Genomic DNA, 21243 nt, shown 5'->3' with positions numbered 1-21243 from the left:
ATAATTGAGGCACAAATGTAATAATCTTATAATAAAATCCTCTTTAGAAATTCAAAATTAATTCCCAAAATTATATCGAAGTGTAAATCCTGATCTAATATTCGTTAAAGGGAATGCTGTCGAGATTACCGCTTTCGAAAACGAATGATCGTAATAGAATATCGCGGTCAGGTTTTTACTGAATGCATAGTCTGCCGTAAGTTTTAACGACCATATATTTTGTCCTGCTGCTAATTGGTTGTTGTCATAATCTAAATAGCGCACTAAGGTTTCATTATTTCGATACGAAAAGTCACACTTAATATTGATATCACTTTTGATAATTCCCGTTGGAGAATCAGCAAGTCTTGAGGAGAAAATTACATCTTTAAAACGATAGCCCAGACCTACAACATATTCCATCCCTTTTACTTCGGTCAATAAATTATTATCAAAACTCATAGACAAAGCTCTGTCTTTTTTAATCTCTGTCAATACGCGTAATGAGCTTTTCAATTCAAAATCCATTCGGATTAACGGACTGAATTGCTCCACAAGGTTAATATTAGACATGATGGTTTTGTTAAAGAAATTGGTATTCACATCCTGTCCGTTAGGCTTCTCTATATAATCAAAATTAGATCTGAACTGGTTGATGGTATACGATGCTCTATAATTATGCTGTAAAGAAAAACGCTTGAATTTGTCTTTAAAATATTTGTAACGCATTAAACCGTTGTACTTAATACTCCAGTTTGGAATTGGGAAGCTTCTGAAAATATCTGTCGAGCTGCTTGATGCACTACTTCCTGTATAAGCCGCTAAAAATGCAGGCAATAAAACCGCCTGATTGCTTTTGGTAAATCCTATCGGATACCCTTCATTAGCCGTATATACTTTATAATTAGGATCTGTAGGAGCCGGAATTGGGTTATTAGCATCTCCATATCTCGGAATTGGTGCTCCTGCACCATAACGCTCCTCTGCCAGACGGTTTGCTATAATCATACGGTTGTTTCTGAAATCATCAAATGCGGCAGACTCTGTTGCGGTGCTGGTCGAAAATGCTGTTTTTATAAGCACTGTTGAAATAGAGAACATCCCATAATTATAAGGTGACAAAGCCTTATAATCTAAATCTCCGGTCACATTATTTTTAACAACACTATACTGCTCTGAATTATTTTCAGAATAATTACGATCCATATTCAGGTCAATTTTCAAATCAGGCAATAAGTCTATGTTCGCCGTTACTTTCAGGAGCTTATTGGTTACCTGAGTAAAACTTTGATTAAAATCCTGGTAAGAGGTTAACCATCCTCTTTTCGCCGCTTCAAAACGAATGTCGTCCTGGCTTCCGAAAACAAATCCTAAAGTAGGTCTCGATGTTCCGAAGAAACCAACACCCGGTGTATACCCCGGTAAAACGGTTCCACTATTCACGGTATAATTTACCTGAACATTTTTTATACTGGTCAGAATACCAATCATGCCATCATAGAATGGACTGCTAGTGGTAGCCGGTTTTGCTGTATTTACAATCTTCTCCCCTGGTTTTGGCGGTGCAGCTGCTTTAGGTTTTGCTCCTGTTTTTGAACCCGGAGTTAATCCTAAATACTTGTACAGCGTGTTCATGTTAAGCGTTGTCGTAAATGTATTCGAATTGGCATTCTGAATAGTGTTTCCTAAATCAAACGTACTTCCGCTGACAGGATCCACATATTCAGATAATGCAGTCGAAGCACGCTGCCAGCTATAATCGGCGGTATACGAATAATTTGCTTTGATGAAACTCAGTACCGGAATTTTATGAATTGGAATGTCATAATTCAACACTAACTGTTGTACGTGCTGATTTGGCGTTCCAATATCAAAATAATCGTCCCAGATATTAAAATCCTGTTTTGGTGTATTGTCATCATTTAGAAAATTCCTTACGATATTATTGGATGCAGCTGTATAGTTAATTTTTAAAGATTTCGTTAAATTGAAACCAAAACCGTACTGATAATTAAAGGCAAAGTTTCGTCTGTACAACGGATCAAGACCAATTCCCTGTACTTCCACTTCTCTAAATTGCTGACGATTACTTTGTCTCAAAATATTTGTGTTAAAGGAAACATTTGAAGGCAAATAATTAAAATTAAAATCACTCAGCATTTTCCAGTACTCACTTTTCTTCATGAATTTAGTCTTCTTGAACGGAACCACTTCTTTTGGCTGGAAAGTGTACGCATAATTCACGGCACTATTCGATTGCTCGTCTACGTAATCTGCCACTTCATAATCGTGACGTTCTACCTGATTGTACGATTGTGAGAAGGTGAAATTTTCAACGTCATAAACATGCGGTTTCTGTTCCGGTGCTCTGTCTTTTCTTACGCCGATAAAATTGATACTTCTTCTTTTGGTATAGTCAACAGCTCTGGTTCTGATGTTCTCTTTCTCTGCCTCATCGGTCGTTTCTTTAATCAGCTGTTTTAATTTTATATCCTGATTGAACGGGTCATATTCCGGTGTGATAACTTCTTCTCCAATTGCGTAATTAAATGGCAAATTGATTCCCCATCTGTGTGGCAATAATTTCCCTAAATTCAAATTGGTAACAATATTATACTGCTGTAGATCTTCACGGCTTCTCTCATTTGCTCCTTGTTCTAAAGATCCAAAACCAATGGTACTCTTTTTACCGGTAGCCGATACGGTAGCAAAATCCGCCATATTGGTATCGATATTTAAAATTGCTGCCATACCGCCTTTGTTCTCCAGATCGGCCATTCGAAGTTCGTTGAACCAAATCTCTCCTTTAATGGTTTTATGATCTGCCCTACTCTTAACTCCCACCATCAAAGTTCGGACTAAACCAAAATTAGGATTTCCTTTGATTCCTAATCTTAATCTGCCATCTCCATCACCTCCGCCAACACTTAGGTCGTCATCCGGATAGTAAATCCCGTTAACATCTCTTTTATCAGAATTAATATCAACAGTCATCCCCTTAATTTTCATTCGGGTCAATAACTCCAGTGCTAAATCAATATTGTTCTCTTCCAGCCAAACCTGATCCGGACTTATGCTACAAGACCCTCCGGTTCTGGTCACTTTTAAAGGAACCTCGACCTGATAGAAGTTTTGTGTAAAGTCATTTCCAAAACGGATAAAACCTACCATTTCATCATCGAGTAACGTGTTTTCGTTTGGCAATGATTCAGCATGTAAAAACATTTTCAGTTTTTTGTACTGACGCATGTCTACACTTACATTCTTAAAAACCGCTCTTGAATCCTGATATTGTAATCCTGAACCGCTAACTCTAACCGCTAAGGCTTGCTCATTTTGATTGATAATGGTATTGTTATTATACAGCTGCTCTCTACGAACGCCCGGTGGCACCACATAATTCACAGGACATTTTGTACCATTCTCCTGAATGTTTACTGCCGCAACATCAAACTCTGTTCCGTCGTCAGCCGGATTCGTATCGTTGGCATCAAGTGTACCGGTATATCTTCTCCATTCTCCTCTCACTAAATCCAAAGCTCCAAAACGAACAGTCATCTGATCACTGAAGCCGGTCATGAACATACGCATGAAACGAATCGATCTGAAATCTGTAATATTTCCGATAGTATTTTGCGGTTGAGCAACCGGAATTTTAAACTGAATCCATCTTGCTGTTGTCGTTGATCCGTTTGGCAATTCAACATTGCTTACTTCACGAATGTCCGTAACGAAATTCTGCCCTACCTGCATTCCCGGTTTTACATCGATGCTATATTCATAATATGCATTGATGGTACTCATGGTGTTGTCACGGTTGATATCTTCAACATCCGGTAAAGTTGTTGATCCACGGTTCGGGGAATCGATACTTACGGGAGAGTTTCCTTCTGTACCATTGTAATTTTTGTAGCGGTCTAAAACGCCTCCATCAGTATTCAGATAATAGGTATAATCGTCTCCGGCCGGATCTGTTTCTCCACCGTAATTTGTATATACTGAAGCTTCTTTCGAATTGGGTAAACCGTCTAAACCAACATCCTGATTGCTACGATTACCTGCATTGTTATCGAAGGCATAAATTAAAGATTGTGATGCCGGAACGTCTCCCCAAAGCGGTCTGGGATTTACCATGATCTGATCCGGGCCTAATCCGTTTTCGTATTGTTTTCTTCCGTCTTTTAAAACGTCTTCCGAGATTTCTCCTAAGTTGAAATAAATTTTTCCGGTATTACCAACTGCTGCTTCTCCATTACCTACATAAGGATCCATTACCCAAAACTGAATGTACTCGACATTCCCTTGTTCGAAGTTGGTCGAATTCAAAGCACGCATGATTCCTCCAAAATTAGAACTGGCGGGACTTGCACCAAAATTCGGATTGTTGTTATAAGGTCCGCGGTTAGACGGATAATACGTTAAGTCCAGTGTATTCACTACCTGAATCTGTCCCTGAGCAATATCTGTATTTGGATATAATTCCCGGCTATAAATACGTCTCGTGGTATTTAATGACAAATCATCATTTGAAATACCCGATGGTTTTGAAGCGTAAAAAACAGGGTCGATAGTATACCAGGACAATTTTGCACGTTTAAAGCCATATTCTAATGTAGTTGAATTGGCATTAAAAGTATTGTCATTGATAGAATTTACAAATGGTGTCGAAGCCAGACTCCACGCATACGCTGATCGCATGTCGATGGTAGACTGAGAACCTTCGAAGTCATCAATATAAATAGTTGCCTCACCTTCAAAATCACTGGCTTTTGGAGCATCCGGTTTTAAGAAAGCTACTTCTCCTCTTATCGAAAGATTGGAAGGAACATCTGTATCTATGTTTGGTAATTTGTTAACTAATCTGGTGAAGAAAGGAACTTCGGTAGAGTAATTTCCATTGAATCCAAAGATCGTATTATTTACAGATTCCTGACCGTAACTTGATTTTTGAGTAAACGGTCTTTCGTTCATTTTCAAATAAGTTCCTCCTACAATAAATTTATCTGAAATTTTATGCTCAACATTGAAACCTATAAATCTTCGGGTCTGTTGTCCGAAAATTGAGTTGTTCTCCAATGACACCTCAATTGGTGTATTAGAAGCCTGAAGCGAAGGATCTAAAATCTGAACACGTCCTAATTGGTAATCTACGCTATAATCGATCCCTTCCACCAGTCTTCTTCCGGCTGCCATAACAACAACAGATCCCTGCGGAACATTAAACGCTCCGATTGGAATACCATTGCTTCCTGATGATTTGTATTTTCCTCTTAGTAAAAATTTATTCTTATCACTGTCCTGCAAAGCTCCGGACTGTGTATTTCGGTACATGTTTCTGAACACATATCTTTTCTGATTGGCATTATAGGTAGTCGGATCGTCGTAGTTCTCACCCGAACCTGTATTTTGTAACTTTTTAAACAACAATTCTCCAAAAGGCTCTTTGGTACTAAAAATAATTCGAGCATTCTGAACGTCTACTGTAATTCCCGGAATATAATCAAAGAAACCATCTCCTCCGGCTTGCGGATCATTGTTATAATTCAATCGGTCCAGATTAAAGACATTCAATAAAGGGGTCAGCTCCACTTTATTATCTGCGGTAGGATTTGCAGGGAATGTTGTTCCCGGTACCGGTGAAATATAGTTGATTGGAGAAGGATCTGTATACAGTATGTTTAATCTGAAATCGTCTTGTTTGATTTGATACGCCTGAGGAATTTGGTACACGTTTTTCATCATCAAATTCCAAACCGGATTCTGAACGTTCGTCAAATTACTCTTCAGCATTTTTAACACTAAACTCTGAGTGATGATCGCTTTATTAGCATTGTTGTTTCCGGTCACTACGGTTCCGTCAACCCCGTCACTTCCAAACTCTCCGACCTGATACACTTTTCCTCCAACAGTGTACTCAAATGCTACTGCTAAAATTTCGTCATTGGCCAAACGCTGCTGTAAGGAAATGTATCCCAATTGCGGATTGAAAGTAAATTCGTTTGCGGTTAATTTCCTGGCGTTTTCTAATACAGAATAATCTGTTCCTTCGCTGGTATTTGCGTTATTAAATCCTGATTTTGCCGTTACGATTTCTCTAATATTAGAATTTAGGTAGGCTCCCGGTTTCCCAATAGTAGCCGGATCGTATTTATTGTTGGTGTTGTTTGTTGGTGTATCGATAGGGTTATTAAAAAATCCGACAGGATTGCTTATCACCACCACCTGATTATCCGGAACTCCCGTAACCTGTCCTTCTCCTAAATCCTGAAGCGCGATAATGTTACGTAAGTTATTGTTGTTGGTTGCTACCCTGTTTTGTTTGTTAGTTACCCAAACTTCTATTCTGGTAACCTGAACACGGCTATCGATAAAAGGATAGCTTTTTAATGAAGCATCGTATTTATTTCTGAAATACTGAGATAAGAAGAAATGTCTGTCATTATCGTAATCCAGCGCATACAAATCAAAGTTCTGTACGGTACCGCCACCTTCTGCAACTATACTCTTGGTTTGTGACTTCTGTTCTGAGAAAACTCCGGTAACAGTTGTCTTACCAAATTGCAAAACTGTTTTAACCCCGAACAAACTTTGGGCACCTCGAATAAGGGTGCTGTTTAAAGGCATACTCACGTTACCTACTTCCACTTTCTGAACAATATCATCTTCTGAAGGTGTATAGGCAAGTTTAAATAAATTTTGAAAGGCAAAAGTAGACTGGGTATCATAATTAGCATTTACCTCTAATCTGGTTCCTACTTTCCCCAATAAACTCATACTGATTCGCTGATCGAAATCAAACGTTAGGCTAGATCTGTTTCTTGGTGAAAAAGCCGGATTATCCTGTTTGGTATACCGGATTCCCAAGTCCATTTCTACTGATCCTGTTGGCTTTACATCTATGGTATTACTTCCGAAGATACTTTCGAAAAGTCCTGAATTGATATAATATCGCGGTAGTAAATTCTTTTTAGCTGCTTCACTCCCTGACTTTTTACCATCAATAGCATCTGATTTTTTTCTGAAATAATCTCTTCTGGATTCTTTCAAAACTAAATCTTCGTATTCTTTTGGCGTTAATACAATTGGATAATTGATATTAAAACCGTCTACGGAGCTGGTGTAAATGTAGCGATCGGTTATAGGATCATACCGATAGGCTGAAAGTATGCTTGGCGGATTTCCTATTTCTACTTTACCAACGGAGAATTGTGTTTTAGTTGTATCTTGAACTGTGGGATTTACTTGCGCACGCAAAACATTACCGCAAAATAAAAACAGTAAAAAAATACAAATTTTACGCATACTAGTTGGTTTAAATAAATTGGTTTTATAGGCTTTTTAATGCTTTTTTGATGATGGTTTCCACCGTAGCTTCCGGGTCTTCTTTTACGATTTTCTCTACTACTTTTTCAGAAGTTTTACGAACAAAACCTAAAACCTCCAAAGCAGATAACGCTTCATCTCGATTTGTATTGTTTTGAACGACCGAAACTTCGTCCAAATCGTACAATTTTAACACTTTTTCTTTTAAATCTAGTATAACTCTTTGTGCTGTTTTGTTCCCAATCCCTTTTATAGACTGGATTACGCCTACGTCTCCTGAGGCGATAGCATTGATAATTTGTCTTGGCTCTATGGATGACAACATGGTTCTGGCAATGTTTGCACCAATTCCTGAAACCGACAATAACATTCTGAATATTTCGCGTTCTGATTTTTCTACAAAACCAAATAATGTATGCGCATCTTCTTTGATTTGAAGATGCGTATACAATTTTATATTTTCTACATTGGGAATTAATGAAAAGGTATGTAAAGAGATGTTTACCTGATAACCTACTCCGCCACACTCAATGATGACTTCTGTTGGATTTTTCTCTACTAATTTCCCCTGTAAATGTGCTATCATAGTATAATTTATTAAGGTCAAATATAACAAAAATGCATTAAAAATACGACATTATTATTTGACCTTAATTATTTCTACTATTTCGCTAATTTAATCTTTTTACTTTCTTTTTCCTGAGCGTCAATAACTGCAATTGCAGCCATATTTACCATTTCTTCAACGCTTGCTCCTAATTGGAAAATGTGAACCGGCTTACCCATTCCCATCATAATTGGTCCAATAGAATTTACTTTGTAAAGTTCTTTTAGCAATTTATAAGTAATGTTAGCAGAATCTAAATTAGGGAAAATCAAGGTATTCACTTTCTTACCTGCTAATTTTGAGAAAGGGAATTTTTCTGCAAGCATTTCCTGATTTAAAGCAAAATCTGCCTGGATTTCTCCATCAACAATCATTTCCGGATGGTTTTTATGCAAGTAAGCTACTGCTTCTCTCACTTTTGAAGCACTTGGACTTGTTGAAGACCCGAAGTTTGAATACGAAACCATTGCAATAACAGGCTCTACACCAAACATTTTAGCCGTTTTAGCTGTCATGATCGCAATGTTGATCAAATCTTCTGTTGAAGGATTGATGTTGATTGCTGTGTCTGACAAGAACATTGGTCCGCGAGAAGTCAACATCATATTGGCTGTAGCTACTAATGAAGCTCCCGGTGCTTTTTCAATCAATTGTAACATTGGTTTCACAACAGTCGGATAACTTCTTGTATGACCTGTTACCAAAGCGTCTGCTTCTCCTTCGTTCACCATCATTGCGGCAAAATAGTTTCTTTCGCGCATGAATTTTTGTGAATCTAATAACGAAACTCCTCTTCTTCCTCTTGTTTCCCAATATGAATTAGCAAATCGGTTACGTCTTCCTTCTTCTTCATTGGTTTTAGGATCAATAATCTCAAGTTCAGCATCAAAACCTAATTCTTCTTTAAGTTCTAAAATGACTTCTTTATTTCCTAATAAAATTGGATGACCAATTCCATCTTCGTGTACAATTTGCGCTGCTTTAAGTACGTTTAACTGATCTGCTTCTGCAAAAACAATTCTTTTTGGACTTACTTTAGCACGGTTGGTAATCAAACGTACCATTTTATTGTCGTTCCCCATACGCTCGCGAAGCACATCTTCGTATGCTGCCCAGTCTGTAATAGGATTTTTTGCTACTCCGGATTCCATTGCTGCTCTTGCAACTGCAGGTGCAACCACGGTAATCAATCTAGGATCAAATGGTTTAGGAATGATATACTCTTGTCCGAAACCTAATTTTGTTGCTCCGTATGCTACGTTAACCTGCTCCGGTACCGGCTCTTTTGCCAAAATAGCTAATGCTTTTACAGCAGCCATTTTCATCGCTTCGTTAATTTTTGTAGCACGTACGTCTAATGCTCCTCTAAAAATATATGGAAATCCAAGAACGTTATTTACCTGATTAGGAAAATCTGAACGCCCCGTAGCCATAATAATGTCTTTACGAGTTTCTGTTGCTAAGTTATAATCGATTTCCGGATTTGGATTTGCCATTGCAAAAACAATTGGATTCTCGTTCATTGTCAATAACATTTCAGGTGACAAAATACCTCCTGAAGATAATCCGATGAAAACATCTGCTCCTTTCACTGCTTCTGCTAAATCAATTTTAGCTCCGTCAACTGCATATTTCAACTGCAATTCTGATAGCGAAGAATTATCTTTTGTTAAAAGTCCCTTACTGTTAAACATCTTGATGTTCTTAACCTGAACTCCTAACAAAACATATAAATCAGTACAAGCAATTGCTGCAGAACCTGCACCCGAAACTACGACTTTTACATCTTCAGCTTTTTTTCCTGCCAATTCAAGGGCATTAATTAAAGCCGCTGACGAGATAATTGCAGTACCGTGCTGATCGTCGTGCATTACCGGAATGTCTAATTCTTCTACCAATCGTCTTTCTATTTCGAAAGATTCCGGTGCTTTAATGTCTTCCAGATTTATCCCTCCAAAAGTTGGAGCAATATTTTTTACGGTCTGAATGAATTCTTCGATATCTTTTGTACCGATTTCGATATCAAAAACATCAATATCAGAGAATATTTTAAACAACAATCCTTTTCCTTCCATTACTGGCTTAGAAGCCTCAGGACCAATGTCCCCAAGTCCTAAAACTGCTGTACCGTTTGAGATCACGGCAACTAAATTTCCTTTTGCTGTATATTTGTAAACGTCTTCTACGTTTGCTGCAATGTCTAAACATGGCTCTGCAACTCCTGGCGAATAAGCCAAAGATAAATCTCTTTGGGTTGCATATTTTTTTGTTGGAACTACCTGAATTTTTCCTGGAGTTGGTTCTGAATGGTACAGTAACGCTTCTCTTCTTTTACTCTCTTTGTTCATTTATTTTTAGCTTTTATTCTAGCTTACAAAGATATAAGTCTTGTTTTAAAATGGCCTATTTTTACTGCTTTCTTTTCCTAAAAATAAAATTCGGAGCGAAAAAAAAATAGCCCAAATTAATTTGGACTATTTTTTTGATATGTTTTATTTTTTGCTTGTTTTATTGCGAAATATAAGAGTTTAAATGATTAATAGTATCTTTCTGAATTTCTATAATGGCCTTAACCACATCACTTATAGATATAATTCCCACTACAATTCCATCTTCCAGAACCGGTAAATGTCTGATTCTTTTGGTACTCATTAGTTCCATACAATCTTCAATCTTATTTGAAAGTTTTACCGAGAAAATATTGCTTTCCATAATTTCATGTACAAAAGTTTCTTTTGATGATTTATCTTTCAAAACAATTTTTCGAGCATAATCCCTCTCAGACAATATCCCTTTTAAATCGGAACCATCAATAACAAGAATGGCACCTATGTTTTTCTCTCCCATTACCTTTAAGGCTTCATAAACCGTTGTGGTTGAAAGAACTGAATAAACATTTTTCCCTTTTGCGTTTAATATTTGTTCTACCGTCATAGCTGAAAAATTTTAGATTTATAAAGTTAGAAAAAAATGCAGACACACGACAATGAAAAACAGTTTTTTAAAACCATAAAACATTCATTTTAAGCAAAATAACTAATATTTTGTGTTTTATAAATTTTAGTTTAAAGAATGGAATGAATTTTAAGACTTTTTTGCGAAAAGCGCATTATTTTTTTGATTGTCAGATTTATTCTAAATAAAAAAATCTGTTGAAGTTGAAGATTTGCTTTTGCCTTTTCAGGGCGGTACTCATTGTCTATTTAATCGCACTACGCTAATTTCATAGCGCTACGCACTATGCTAATGCTTTTTTGGGCCTTCGGCCCCTTTTTACAGACTTTAAGTACTCATCATTATAAATCTATGGTTATGAATAAATCAATTAAATGTGTTTTGTTTTATAATAAACGAGGCTTAGTAACAGCGTAATGTACCATTACGAATAAAAAATGACTCCTACCTTAAGCCCTGAAAGCTAATGTTTTTTTGGCTTTCAGTCCTGTTTTTTAAAGGCTTTGAGTACTTATTATTATAAATCTATCATTATGAATAATCAATTAAATATATTTTGTTTTTATAATAAAGGAACTTCAAATCATAAGCGTTCCGAACATGCTCTGAAAGAGCTTTAGCAATAGCGTAGTGAACCGCACTACGAATATAAAAACGATTGTCACCTAAGCCCTGAAAGGGCGAAAGCACTAATCCCATAGAAAACGTTCATCATAAGCTACCTGATATTTATTTAAAAATGCCAGCAACTCTTCTCTGAAGTTACGCTTTTTATGATGTTCTTCCTGATTCTTAATGTATTGTATTACTCTCTCTAGTTCTGATGGATTAACAGAAAAGATCCCATAACCATCTTGCCAATAGAATTTCGCGTAACGATCGTCTATGGTTTTTATCCATTTTGAGGATTGCTTTTTTACTTCTTCGACCAATTTCATTTGGGTGATTTTTTTAGATAATAAACATAATACATGTACATGATCTTGATAGCCTCCTATCTGAATTGGATTGCATTCTAATCCTTTACAAATTCCGCCAAGATATTCCCATAAACGCTCTTGTATGACATTGTCAATAAAGGGATAACGTCTTTTAGTACTAAATACCAAATGAACATATACTTTTGATAATGATTGTGGCATAATGTTCTTTTATTTACTGTTGTCTTTTGCTTTTGCCCTTTCAGGGCGATACTCATTGTATAATTAATCGCACTACGCTAATTTCATAGCGCTACGCACTATGCTAATGCTTTTGGGCTTTCAGCCCATTTTTAGAGACTTTAAGTACTTATCATTATAAATCTATGATTATGAATATCACTTAAAAATATTTTAGTTTACTATAAACAGGGCCTCAAATCATAAACGTTCCGAACATGCTCTGAAAGAGCCTTAACAATAGCGTAGTGCATCGCGCTACGAATATAAAAACGATTGCCTCTCTAAGCCCTGAAAGGGCGAAAGCACTAATCTCATAGAAAACGTTCATCATAAGCTACATGATATTTATTTAAAAATGCCCCCAACTCTTCTTTGGAACTACGTTTTTTAATTTGCTTTTGCCCTTTCAGGGCGGTACTTGTCTATTTAATCGTAGTGCGATGCACTACGCTAATGCTTTAGGGGCTTTCAGCCCTTTTTTTTTAACTCCTAACTATTTACAATCGCAAATCTAGTTGTTTTTTTTATAAGAAAAAACCTAAAAAAATAAATATAAACCCAACTTACTTAAGATTAGAAAGAGTACAATATTTTATTAACACGACATAAATGTCGTGCTATTTACGCCAATAGTTTAATACATTTATTTAGTAAAAAAATAGAACTTAATATATCAAAGATGCTATCATGGAAACAAATGAATTTAAAAATCTAGAGCAACTACAAAAACTAACCGCCCGATATTTCCATACTCTAAAATCGGCCAATGACAATGCAGAAAACAGTATAGCTCAAATTAAGTTTGCAAATTATTCTGAGTTAGGCAGTGTGATTACCTACATGCTTAAATTATGCGTTCTCGCGTTGAATCAGAATCGATATGAAAATTCAGAGACTGGTATAAATGTAGGTCTCATTTTAGAAATGGTTCTCCAGATATTTCCCGTGGATGAATTTGAATTTTTAAGTGAAATTAGCCAGATCGTTGCTACTAGTTCTCTCCCTGCCAATGAATAAATCACTATTTTTTTGCTCGCAAAGACGCTAAGGCACAAAGTTTTTGTTGTTGGCTGTTGATGCCAATGTGTATTTTACGCATCGTTTTGTCATTCCGAGGAACGAGAAATCTTCGCAAGAAACTAACACAAAGTGCATGCCGTTGCCGAGTTACTGGTGGAGATCCCTCGTTCCTCGGGATGACAAGATTGCGAATAAAATCTGCTTCAATCTTTGTCGAATTACTAGTGTGATCCCTCGTTCCTCGGAATGACAAGATTGTGAATAATTTGATAACAACGAAAAAAGCCCTTTTCTAAAATTTAGGAAAGGGCTTTAAACTATTACTTTTTATTTACAAATTGGTGATTACAAATTCGCTTCTTCGGTTGCGTTCATGTTCTTCATCGGTACATTTTACGCCATCAGAACATTGGTTTACCAATTGTGTTTCGCCATATCCTTTTGCAGTTAATCGGGCTGGGGCTACTCCTTTTTGAATCAGCCAGTTTCGGGTTGATTTGGCTCTCTTCTCAGATAAAACCTGATTGTACTGCTGGGTTTGTCGGCTGTCTGTATGGGAACGGATATCCAATTTTAAGGCAGGGTATTGTTTTAGAATTTCGACAATTTTCTCTAACTGATAAGCGGATTCCTTTTTAATAGTGGCTTTGTCGAGATCAAAATAAATGATCGGAATATCGAGTGTTTTTGCCAGATCTGTTCCCACTTCAATGGGTTTAATTCTTTTTTCCAGCTGAATCAATAAAGTCGTTTTTCCGGAATTTCTTTTAATTGCTACCGGTACTTCCTTGCTCTCATAATCTGTTTTCGACGTTCGTACGAAATAGTTTTTTCCACATTTTACATTCGGAAAAATATAATTTCCATTGTTGTCAGTGATGACTTCTGCAACGGGTTGGAAATTTTCATCAAACAATGCCACATTCGCATTTGAAAGTATAACATTGGTTTCTGAATCGGTGACAGTACCTGTTAATTGTTGTTCGCAATTTAGTTTTCGTCTTTCGGTAAATCGATAAACATCGTCAAATCCATGTCCCTTATCTCTGTTGGAAGAAAAAAATCCGTTTCTGTCTTTACTATTGATTATAAAAGCAAAATCGTCCTGTGGACTGTTAATTGGTTCTCCAATATTTTGTATTTCTTCAAAGGTGCCCTGATCCTTTATTTTTGTCACAAATACATCCAGTCCGCCCAATCCCGGTCTTCCGTCTGTTGCGAAATAAAGTTCGTTATCTTCGGAAATAAAAGGAAATGTTTCTCGTCCTTCGGTATTGATTGCTGATCCCAAATTTTGAGGTTTTCCAAAGGTTCCATCTTCATTTATGGTTACTTTAAACAAGTCGGATTGTCCTAAAGTTCCCGGCATATCTGAAGCAAAATAGAGCGTTTTTTCGTCTACACTTAAGGTAGGATGCGCTACACTATACTGATCACTGTTAAACGGAAGTGCTTCGATATTTTTCCATTCTCCTTCTACTAAATTTGCTTTGTACAACTTTAATAAGGTGACTTTGTTCTCGTCTCTGCCTCTTTTACCGTTTAAGAAATTGTTTCTTGTAAAATACATTGTTCGGCCATCTTTTGTAAAAACGGGTGTCGATTCGTTGAATTTTGTATTTACTTTCTTCTGAAAACGCTGCGGTGTTCCTAAACTTCCATCCGGTAATAATTCGGCGGTGTATAAATTGGTAAAGGATCGGTTGGTCCACTTGAAATTTTTCTTTGCGACTCCGCCAGTATCTCGTGCAGATGTAAAAACTAGTTTATTATCAAAAATAGTACTCCCATAATCTGAATACTTAGAATTTATTCCGGCATCGGCAATTTCAAATCGTCCTGAATTTGCTTTTATCTCGTTCAAATAATTTTTATTGGATTCGAATAAGATCCCTCTTTTATCTGTTGCCTGTTTTTGATTGAATTTTTCTAAGATTACATCTGCTTTAGCGTAATTTCCAGAAGCTTTAAGACATTGTGCGTATCGGTACAAATACTCAGGCTCTTGTTCTTTATTCATGGAAAATAATTCATCGTACCATTTTAAAGCTTTTACCAATTCTCCATTAAAATAATAGGAATTCCCCAGACGCTGGAACATTTTTTCGTCTTTGTATCCTTTCTCAGCTACATTTTCATAGATTTTTATAGCATCGATATAGGCGTACTTCTCGTATTTGGTATCGGCATACTTTATACTGCCGGTTTGTGCAATTGCATTAAAAAAGAGGAATAAAAAGGATATGGTATAGTGTAGTTTTTGGCTTTTCATGTAGGGCTTTTTTAGAAGAATCTTGGTGAGGTAATTCTATTGTAATTATTAAGAAACTCAAAACGCAGGAAGACTTCATGCGACCCCGAATTGTATCTTCTTAAATTAGTAGTTTCATGATCGTAACCATACCCCACATATAAACCATCTGTAATCTGAAAACCTGCCATTGCGCTAACCGACGCGCTCCAACGATAAGCCAGTCCGATTACAAATTTATCATTGAACATAAAATTCCCTGAAACATCAACCTGTAAAGGGGCTCCCTGAACCATCTTGGTCAACAATGCCGGTTTGAATTTGATGTAATAATCCAGATCAAAAACGTAACCTGCCATTAAATAATAGTTGATTTTATCCTTAAAAATAGCGGTATCATCATCATTGAATCGATTGGTTTCGATAAAATTCGGAATTGATAATCCCAAATATGCTTTGTCAGAATGCCAATAAACCCCGGCTCCAATATTGGGTGTGATTCGATTGTTTAAATTCTGAAACTGCGGGTCTCCCTGATTTTCAGGATTCAATTTATTTACATCCAGATTAAAAAGATTTGCTGTTGCTTTTATTCCAAAGGAAAGTTTAAAGGTTTCTGAGGTTGGAACACTATACGACAAATCGGCTGATAAAGTGTTCTCGTTGGTTGGACCAATTTTATCGTTTACCAAAGAAACTCCCAATCCTAAATTGCTGTTGTTTAAAGGTGTATTTATAGCAAAGGTGCTGGTTTCGGGTGCTCCGTCCAGTCCGACCCATTGTGTACGGTACAGTCCGAAAACACTTAGCGCACCACGGGAACCCGCATAAGCCGGATTTATTGCCATGGTATTATACATATATTGTGTGTATTGCGCATCTTGCTGCGCCGAACACACCACTGTAAAAAACAGGAACATTACAATTATCTTTTTCATTTGAATGGCTTTTAAATAGCGGTCCGGGATTACCAGACCGCCGTAGTTTTTACTTGTTGATATATAAATAACCTGATTTTTCATGCGAATTAGATTCGTTGTCTTTGTACTTTAAGATGTAGAAGTAAGTTCCTACCGGTAATCCTTCGGATTGTTTTATAGTAGTACGTCCTTCTGAGAAACCTTTAAAAACACGATCTTCGTTATTGTAGTTGTCTTTTTCGAAAACCAGAACTCCCCAACGATTGTATATTTCAACCGTATTGCTTGGATAACATTCTAAGCCCTGAATATAGAATCTGCTGTTTTTGTCATCTCCATTTGGTGAAAACGCATTAAAGACTTTGATAACACAGCCCGTTAAATCCAATACGGTTGGTTTGTCTTCCAGAACACTTTCATCATCTGAAATGTCATCTACCACAACTCCTTTATCACTTCGTCCCTGAACGCTTGCCTGATTGCTTACGCTACCTTTATTGATATCACTTTGTGTGATTTTATAAATGGCTTTAAAGTTATATTCGTCAGATTCGTTTACACCCAAATCAATTGCCTGTCCTGAAACGACAACTCCCGGTAAAGGATCTGAAATGGTGATTCCTTTTAATGGAACGTTTCCGGTATTGGTTACTTTAAATCTGTACGTAATGGTTTCGCCTGCATTGGCAAATCCGCTTCCGTTTTCGTCATTAAATACTGCTGTTTTAATTACTGCAATAGCAGGAACTTCAACAAAAACAGTTAATGTCGCGGTACCACAATTGGTTGGATGAGCCTTTTCACAAAGTTGATAGTTTAAGGCATAAGTTCCACCTGGTGTGTTTGGTTTCACATTTACGGTTCCATCTGAATTAAACTCAAAGTAAGGGTTTTTCGATAAATCGGTAAATATAACTTCCGAAGGATTAATTGGTAAACCTTTCAGTAAATCATTGTTGAAAACATTTATGAATTCAAGAGAACCATTTATACCGTCTACATTTACAATTCCATCATTCGTAACTACAATTTTCACTAAAGGTATCGGAGGATCCGGGTCTACTACATTAATTACCGTAATCTTCGCTACTGCCTGACTGCAATTAGACGGATTTAAAGCTTCACATATTTGATACGTTAATTCATAAGTTCCAGAAGGGGTTCCCGATTTTACTTCAATTCTACCATCAGATTTTAAAGTTAAATTCGGATTTGGCACAATCGTCGTTAAGATAACGCTTGAAGGAGTCAGTAATACTCCGTTTAAAGTATCATTCTGGAAAATACTTGTTGGAGAACTTTGTCCTTTACTACTGTCAACAGTTCCGGCATTATCATTATTCGCTTTTATAACCGCTCCTGTTACCGGAACATAACTTTTTACAGTAGAACAATTCGTAGGATTCAGATATTCACAAATACTGTATTCAACTTCGTATCTGCCTATCGGTGTTCCGGCTTTTACCGTTACCGTTCCGTCCGCATTTAAAGTCAATCCTGTTGGAACATTTATTGCTTTTAAGATTACTCCTCCAACACTATTTTTAATTACTGCCGGATTTCCATTCAAAGTATCATTCGTTATTAATGAAGCTGTAGTTCCGCCAATACTTCCGTTTATAGAAAGGGTTTCTTCTGTCACTGCATTAATCACGGCTTTTCCAACTTCAACGGTAGCTGTAGCTGTTGCACAGTTGGCAGGGGTTGCTCCTTCTTCACAGATTTCGTATGTGATTTGGTAAGTTCCTGTTACGGTGTTTGGATCTAGAGTTAGTACTCCGTTGGCATCAATGCTCAATGGTCCTGTTTTAATTGGGGTTACATTGGTATTGGCTGCGGTTACCGGCTGGCCGTTTAGGCTATCGTTTGTTGTTACGTTTCCAATTGTGGTTGCTGTTGTTGTACCCGGTGTTTGTACTGGGTAGCTATTGTCAACGTTGGCTACGATTGGGTTTTTAACTTCAACAGTGGCCGTAGCTGTAGCACAGTTGGCAGGGGTTGCTCCTTCTTCACAGATTTCGTAGGTGATTTGGTAGGTTCCTGTTACGGTGTTTGGATCTAAAGTCAATACTCCGTTGGCGTCAATGCTCAATGGTCCTGTTTTGATTGGGGTTACATTGGTATTGGCTGCGGTTACCGGCTGGCCGTTTAGGGTATCGTTGATTGTTACGTTTCCAATTGTGGTTGCTGTTGTTGTACCTGGTGTTTGTACTGGGTAGGTATTGTCAACGTTGGCTACGATTGGGTTTTTAACTTCAACAGTTGCAGTAGTACTTGCACAGTTGGCAGGGGTTGCTCCTTCTTCACAGATTTCATAAGTGATTTGGTAGGTTCCTGTTACAGTGTTTGGATCTAAGGTCAATACTCCGTTGGCGTCAATGCTCAATGGACCTGTTTTGATTGGGGTTACATTGGTATTGGCTGCGGTTACCGGCTGTCCGTTTAGGGTGTCGTTGATTGTTACGTTTCCAATTGTGGTTGCTGTTGTTGTACCTGGTGTTTGTACTGGGTAGGTATTGTCAACATTGGCTACGATTGGGTTTTTAACTTCAACAGTTGCAGTAGTACTTGCACAGTTGGCAGGGGTTGCTCCTTCTTCACAGATTTCGTATGTGATTTGGTAGGTTCCTGTTACAGTGTTTGGATCTAAAGTTAGTACTCCGTTGGCGTCAATGCTCAATGGTCCTGTTTTGATTGGGGTTACATTGGTATTGGCTGCGGTTACCGGCTGTCCGTTTAAGGTATCGTTTACTGTTACGTTTCCAACTGTAGTGGCTGTTGTTGTACCCGGTGTTTGAACTGGGTAGCTGTTGTCAACGTTGGCTACGATTGGGTTTTTAACTTCAACAGTTGCAGTAGCACTTGCACAGTTGGCAGGGGTTGCTCCTTCTTCACAGATTTCATAAGTGATTTGGTAGGTTCCTGTTACCGTGTTTGGATCTAAGGTCAATACTCCGTTGGCATCAATGCTCAATGGACCTGTTTTAATTGGGGTTACATTGGTATTGGCTGCGGTTACTGGCTGTCCGTTTAGGGTGTCGTTGATTGTTACGTTTCCAATTGTGGTTGCTGTTGTTGTACCTGGTGTTTGTACTGGGTAGGTATTGTCAACATTGGCTACGATTGGGTTTTTAACTTCAACAGTTGCAGTAGTACTTGCACAGTTGGCAGGGGTTGCTCCTTCTTCACAGATTTCGTATGTGATTTGGTAGGTTCCTGTTACAGTGTTTGGATCTAAAGTTAGTACTCCGTTGGCGTCAATGCTCAATGGTCCTGTTTTGATTGGGGTTACATTGGTATTGGATGCGGTTACTGGCTGGCCGTTTAGGGTGTCGTTGATCGTTACGTTTCCAACTGTAGTGGCCGTTGCTGTACCCGGTGTTTGAACTGGGTAGGTATTGTCAACGTTGGCTACGATTGGGTTTTTAACTTCAACAGTGGCCGTAGCGGTAGCACAGTTGGCAGGGGTTGCTCCTTCTTCACAGATTTCGTATGTGATTTGGTAAGTTCCTGTTACGGTGTTTGGATCTAAAGTCAATACTCCGTTGGCGTCAATGCTCAATGGTCCTGTTTTGATTGGGGTTACATTGGTATTGGCTGCGGTTACCGGCTGTCCGTTTAAGGTATCGTTTATCGTTACGTTTCCAACTGTAGTTGCTGTTGTTGTACCCGGTGTTTGAACTGGGTAGGTATTGTCTACGTTGGCTACAATTGGATTTTTAACTTCAACGGTGGCAGTAGTACTTGCACAGTTGGCAGGGGTTGCTCCTTCTTCACAGATTTCATAAGTGATTTGGTAGGTTCCTGTTACAGTGTTTGGATCTAAGGTCAATACTCCGTTGGCGTCAATGCTCAATGGCCCTGTTTTGATTGGGGTTACATTGGTATTGGCTGCGGTTACCGGCTGTCCGTTTAAGGTATCGTTTATCGTTACGTTTCCAACTGTAGTTGCTGTTGTTGTACCCGGTGTTTGAACTGGGTAGGTATTGTCTACGTTGGCTACAATTGGATTTTTAACTTCAACGGTGGCAGTAGTACTTGCACAGTTGGCAGGGGTTGCTCCTTCTTCACAGATTTCATAAGTGATTTGGTAAGTTCCTGTTACAGTGTTTGGATCTAAAGTTAGTACTCCGTTAGCGTCAATGCTCAATGGACCTGTTTTGATTGGGGTTACATTGGTATTGGCTGCGGTTACCGGCTGTCCGTTTAAGGTATCGTTGATCGTTACGTTTCCAACTGTAGTTGCTGTTGTTGTACCCGGTGTTTGTACTGGGTAGCTATTATCTACGTTGGCTACGATTGGGTTTTGCACAATAATAGTAACTGTAGCTGTTGCACAATTTGCTGTTGGGTTTGCAACTTCGCAAATCTGATAATCAAAAGTATAAGTTCCAGATGGTGTATTTGGCTGAACTGTAACAGCTCCTGTATTAGTATCAAAACTTAAATTTGAAGGTAAAGTTGTAGTCGAAGTAATTATAACTTCATTAGCCACTACATTTTTACAGTTCAGAGAGTCATTATCCAGAACACTTGGAACTGCAATTCCACCCAGAACTCCATTAAAGGATGTTACACGATCTTCGACAGCTTTGATTGGTCCAATTACTTTCACCGTCTGCGTACAAGTCTGAGTATTACCGGCAACATCAGTAGCTGTCCACGTTACCGTAGTGGTTCCGATTGGGAAGCTTGATGGTGCGTCGTTAGTTACCGTTACTGTTCCTGAGCAGTTATCGCTTGTAGTTGGAGTGCCTAAAACAACTCCGGTTGCTGTACATGAATTAGCATCAGCTACAGCAGTTACATTTGAAGGACAAGTGATTGTTGGTTTTTGTGTATCGTTTACTGTTACCGTTTGCGTACAAGTCTGAGTATTTCCGGCAGCATCAGTAGCCGTCCAGGTTACCGTAGTGGTTCCGATTGGGAAGCTTGATGGTGCATTGTTAGTTACCGTTACTGTTCCTGAGCAGTTATCGCTTGTAGTTGGTGTTCCTAAAACAACTCCGGTTGCAGCGCATGAAT

The 21243-nt window shown here is 38.0% G+C and carries 9 protein-coding genes; 1 reads left to right on the top strand and 8 read right to left on the bottom strand.

Annotation, left to right across the window (positions count from 1 at the left end; translation table 11 throughout):
- Positions 1-57: 57 nt before the first annotated feature.
- The 5 genes from sov to tnpA all read right to left on the bottom strand — a co-directional run bounded on the left by sov (position 58) and on the right by tnpA (position 12006).
- Positions 58-7281, bottom strand: coding sequence for a T9SS outer membrane translocon Sov/SprA (gene sov / locus BHE19_RS00945; RefSeq protein ID WP_070905606.1), 7224 nt, complete (start codon positions 7279-7281; stop codon positions 58-60).
- Between the two features lie 25 nt (positions 7282-7306).
- Positions 7307-7888 carry a Holliday junction branch migration protein RuvA gene (gene ruvA / locus BHE19_RS00940; RefSeq protein WP_070905605.1) on the bottom strand — a complete coding sequence of 194 codons (582 nt, stop codon included), beginning with the start codon at positions 7886-7888 and terminating at the stop codon, positions 7307-7309.
- A gap of 77 nt (positions 7889-7965) precedes the next feature.
- Positions 7966-10257: an NADP-dependent malic enzyme gene (locus BHE19_RS00935; RefSeq protein WP_017497882.1), complete on the bottom strand. Its 2292-nt coding sequence runs from the start codon at positions 10255-10257 to the stop codon at positions 7966-7968.
- 160 nt (positions 10258-10417) lie between these two features.
- A complete protein-coding gene (locus BHE19_RS00930; protein ID WP_070905604.1) occupies positions 10418-10843 on the bottom strand; it encodes a CBS domain-containing protein in 426 nt (141 codons plus the stop codon).
- Between the two features lie 710 nt (positions 10844-11553).
- Complete coding sequence (gene tnpA, locus BHE19_RS00925; RefSeq protein ID WP_070905603.1) at positions 11554-12006, bottom strand: IS200/IS605 family transposase; 453 nt, start codon at positions 12004-12006, stop codon at positions 11554-11556.
- A 708-nt stretch (positions 12007-12714) separates the two neighbouring features.
- Here tnpA and BHE19_RS00920 point away from each other — a divergent pair.
- Entirely contained in the window at positions 12715-13044 is a 330-nt protein-coding gene (locus BHE19_RS00920) for a hypothetical protein (RefSeq protein ID WP_070905602.1), read from the top strand.
- 334 nt (positions 13045-13378) lie between these two features.
- Here BHE19_RS00920 and BHE19_RS00915 read toward each other — a convergent pair whose 3' ends face one another.
- From BHE19_RS00915 to BHE19_RS00905, 3 genes are all read right to left on the bottom strand, one after another.
- The gene (locus tag BHE19_RS00915; RefSeq protein ID WP_070905601.1) at positions 13379-15319 is read right to left on the bottom strand and encodes an OmpA family protein; all 1941 of its coding nucleotides are present in this window, start codon (positions 15317-15319) and stop codon (positions 13379-13381) included.
- An 11-nt stretch (positions 15320-15330) separates the two neighbouring features.
- Positions 15331-16236 (bottom strand): PorP/SprF family type IX secretion system membrane protein, encoded by a 906-nt coding sequence (locus tag BHE19_RS00910; protein ID WP_026110131.1) that lies wholly within the window; start codon positions 16234-16236, stop codon positions 15331-15333.
- Positions 16237-16285: 49 nt separating this feature from the next.
- The coding region (locus BHE19_RS00905) for a T9SS type B sorting domain-containing protein (protein WP_124020454.1) at positions 16286-21243 on the bottom strand (4958 nt) is incomplete at its 5' end.

This window comes from Flavobacterium tructae (assembly GCF_001853485.1).
GTDB classification, from domain to species: Bacteria; Bacteroidota; Bacteroidia; order Flavobacteriales; family Flavobacteriaceae; genus Flavobacterium; species Flavobacterium tructae.
Note: the sequence above shows the minus strand (reverse complement) of the source record. Positions and strands in the feature narration are given on the sequence as shown.

Coding starts and splice junctions, on each gene's coding strand:
- BHE19_RS00930 (WP_070905604.1), bottom strand. CDS start 10,843: ATGACGGTAGAACAAATATTAAACGCAAAAGGGAAAAATGTTTATTCA.
- ruvA (WP_070905605.1), bottom strand. CDS start 7,888: ATGATAGCACATTTACAGGGGAAATTAGTAGAGAAAAATCCAACAGAA.
- BHE19_RS00915 (WP_070905601.1), bottom strand. CDS start 15,319: ATGAAAAGCCAAAAACTACACTATACCATATCCTTTTTATTCCTCTTT.
- BHE19_RS00920 (WP_070905602.1), top strand. CDS start 12,715: ATGGAAACAAATGAATTTAAAAATCTAGAGCAACTACAAAAACTAACC.
- sov (WP_070905606.1), bottom strand. CDS start 7,281: ATGCGTAAAATTTGTATTTTTTTACTGTTTTTATTTTGCGGTAATGTT.
- BHE19_RS00935 (WP_017497882.1), bottom strand. CDS start 10,257: ATGAACAAAGAGAGTAAAAGAAGAGAAGCGTTACTGTACCATTCAGAA.
- tnpA (WP_070905603.1), bottom strand. CDS start 12,006: ATGCCACAATCATTATCAAAAGTATATGTTCATTTGGTATTTAGTACT.
- BHE19_RS00910 (WP_026110131.1), bottom strand. CDS start 16,236: ATGAAAAAGATAATTGTAATGTTCCTGTTTTTTACAGTGGTGTGTTCG.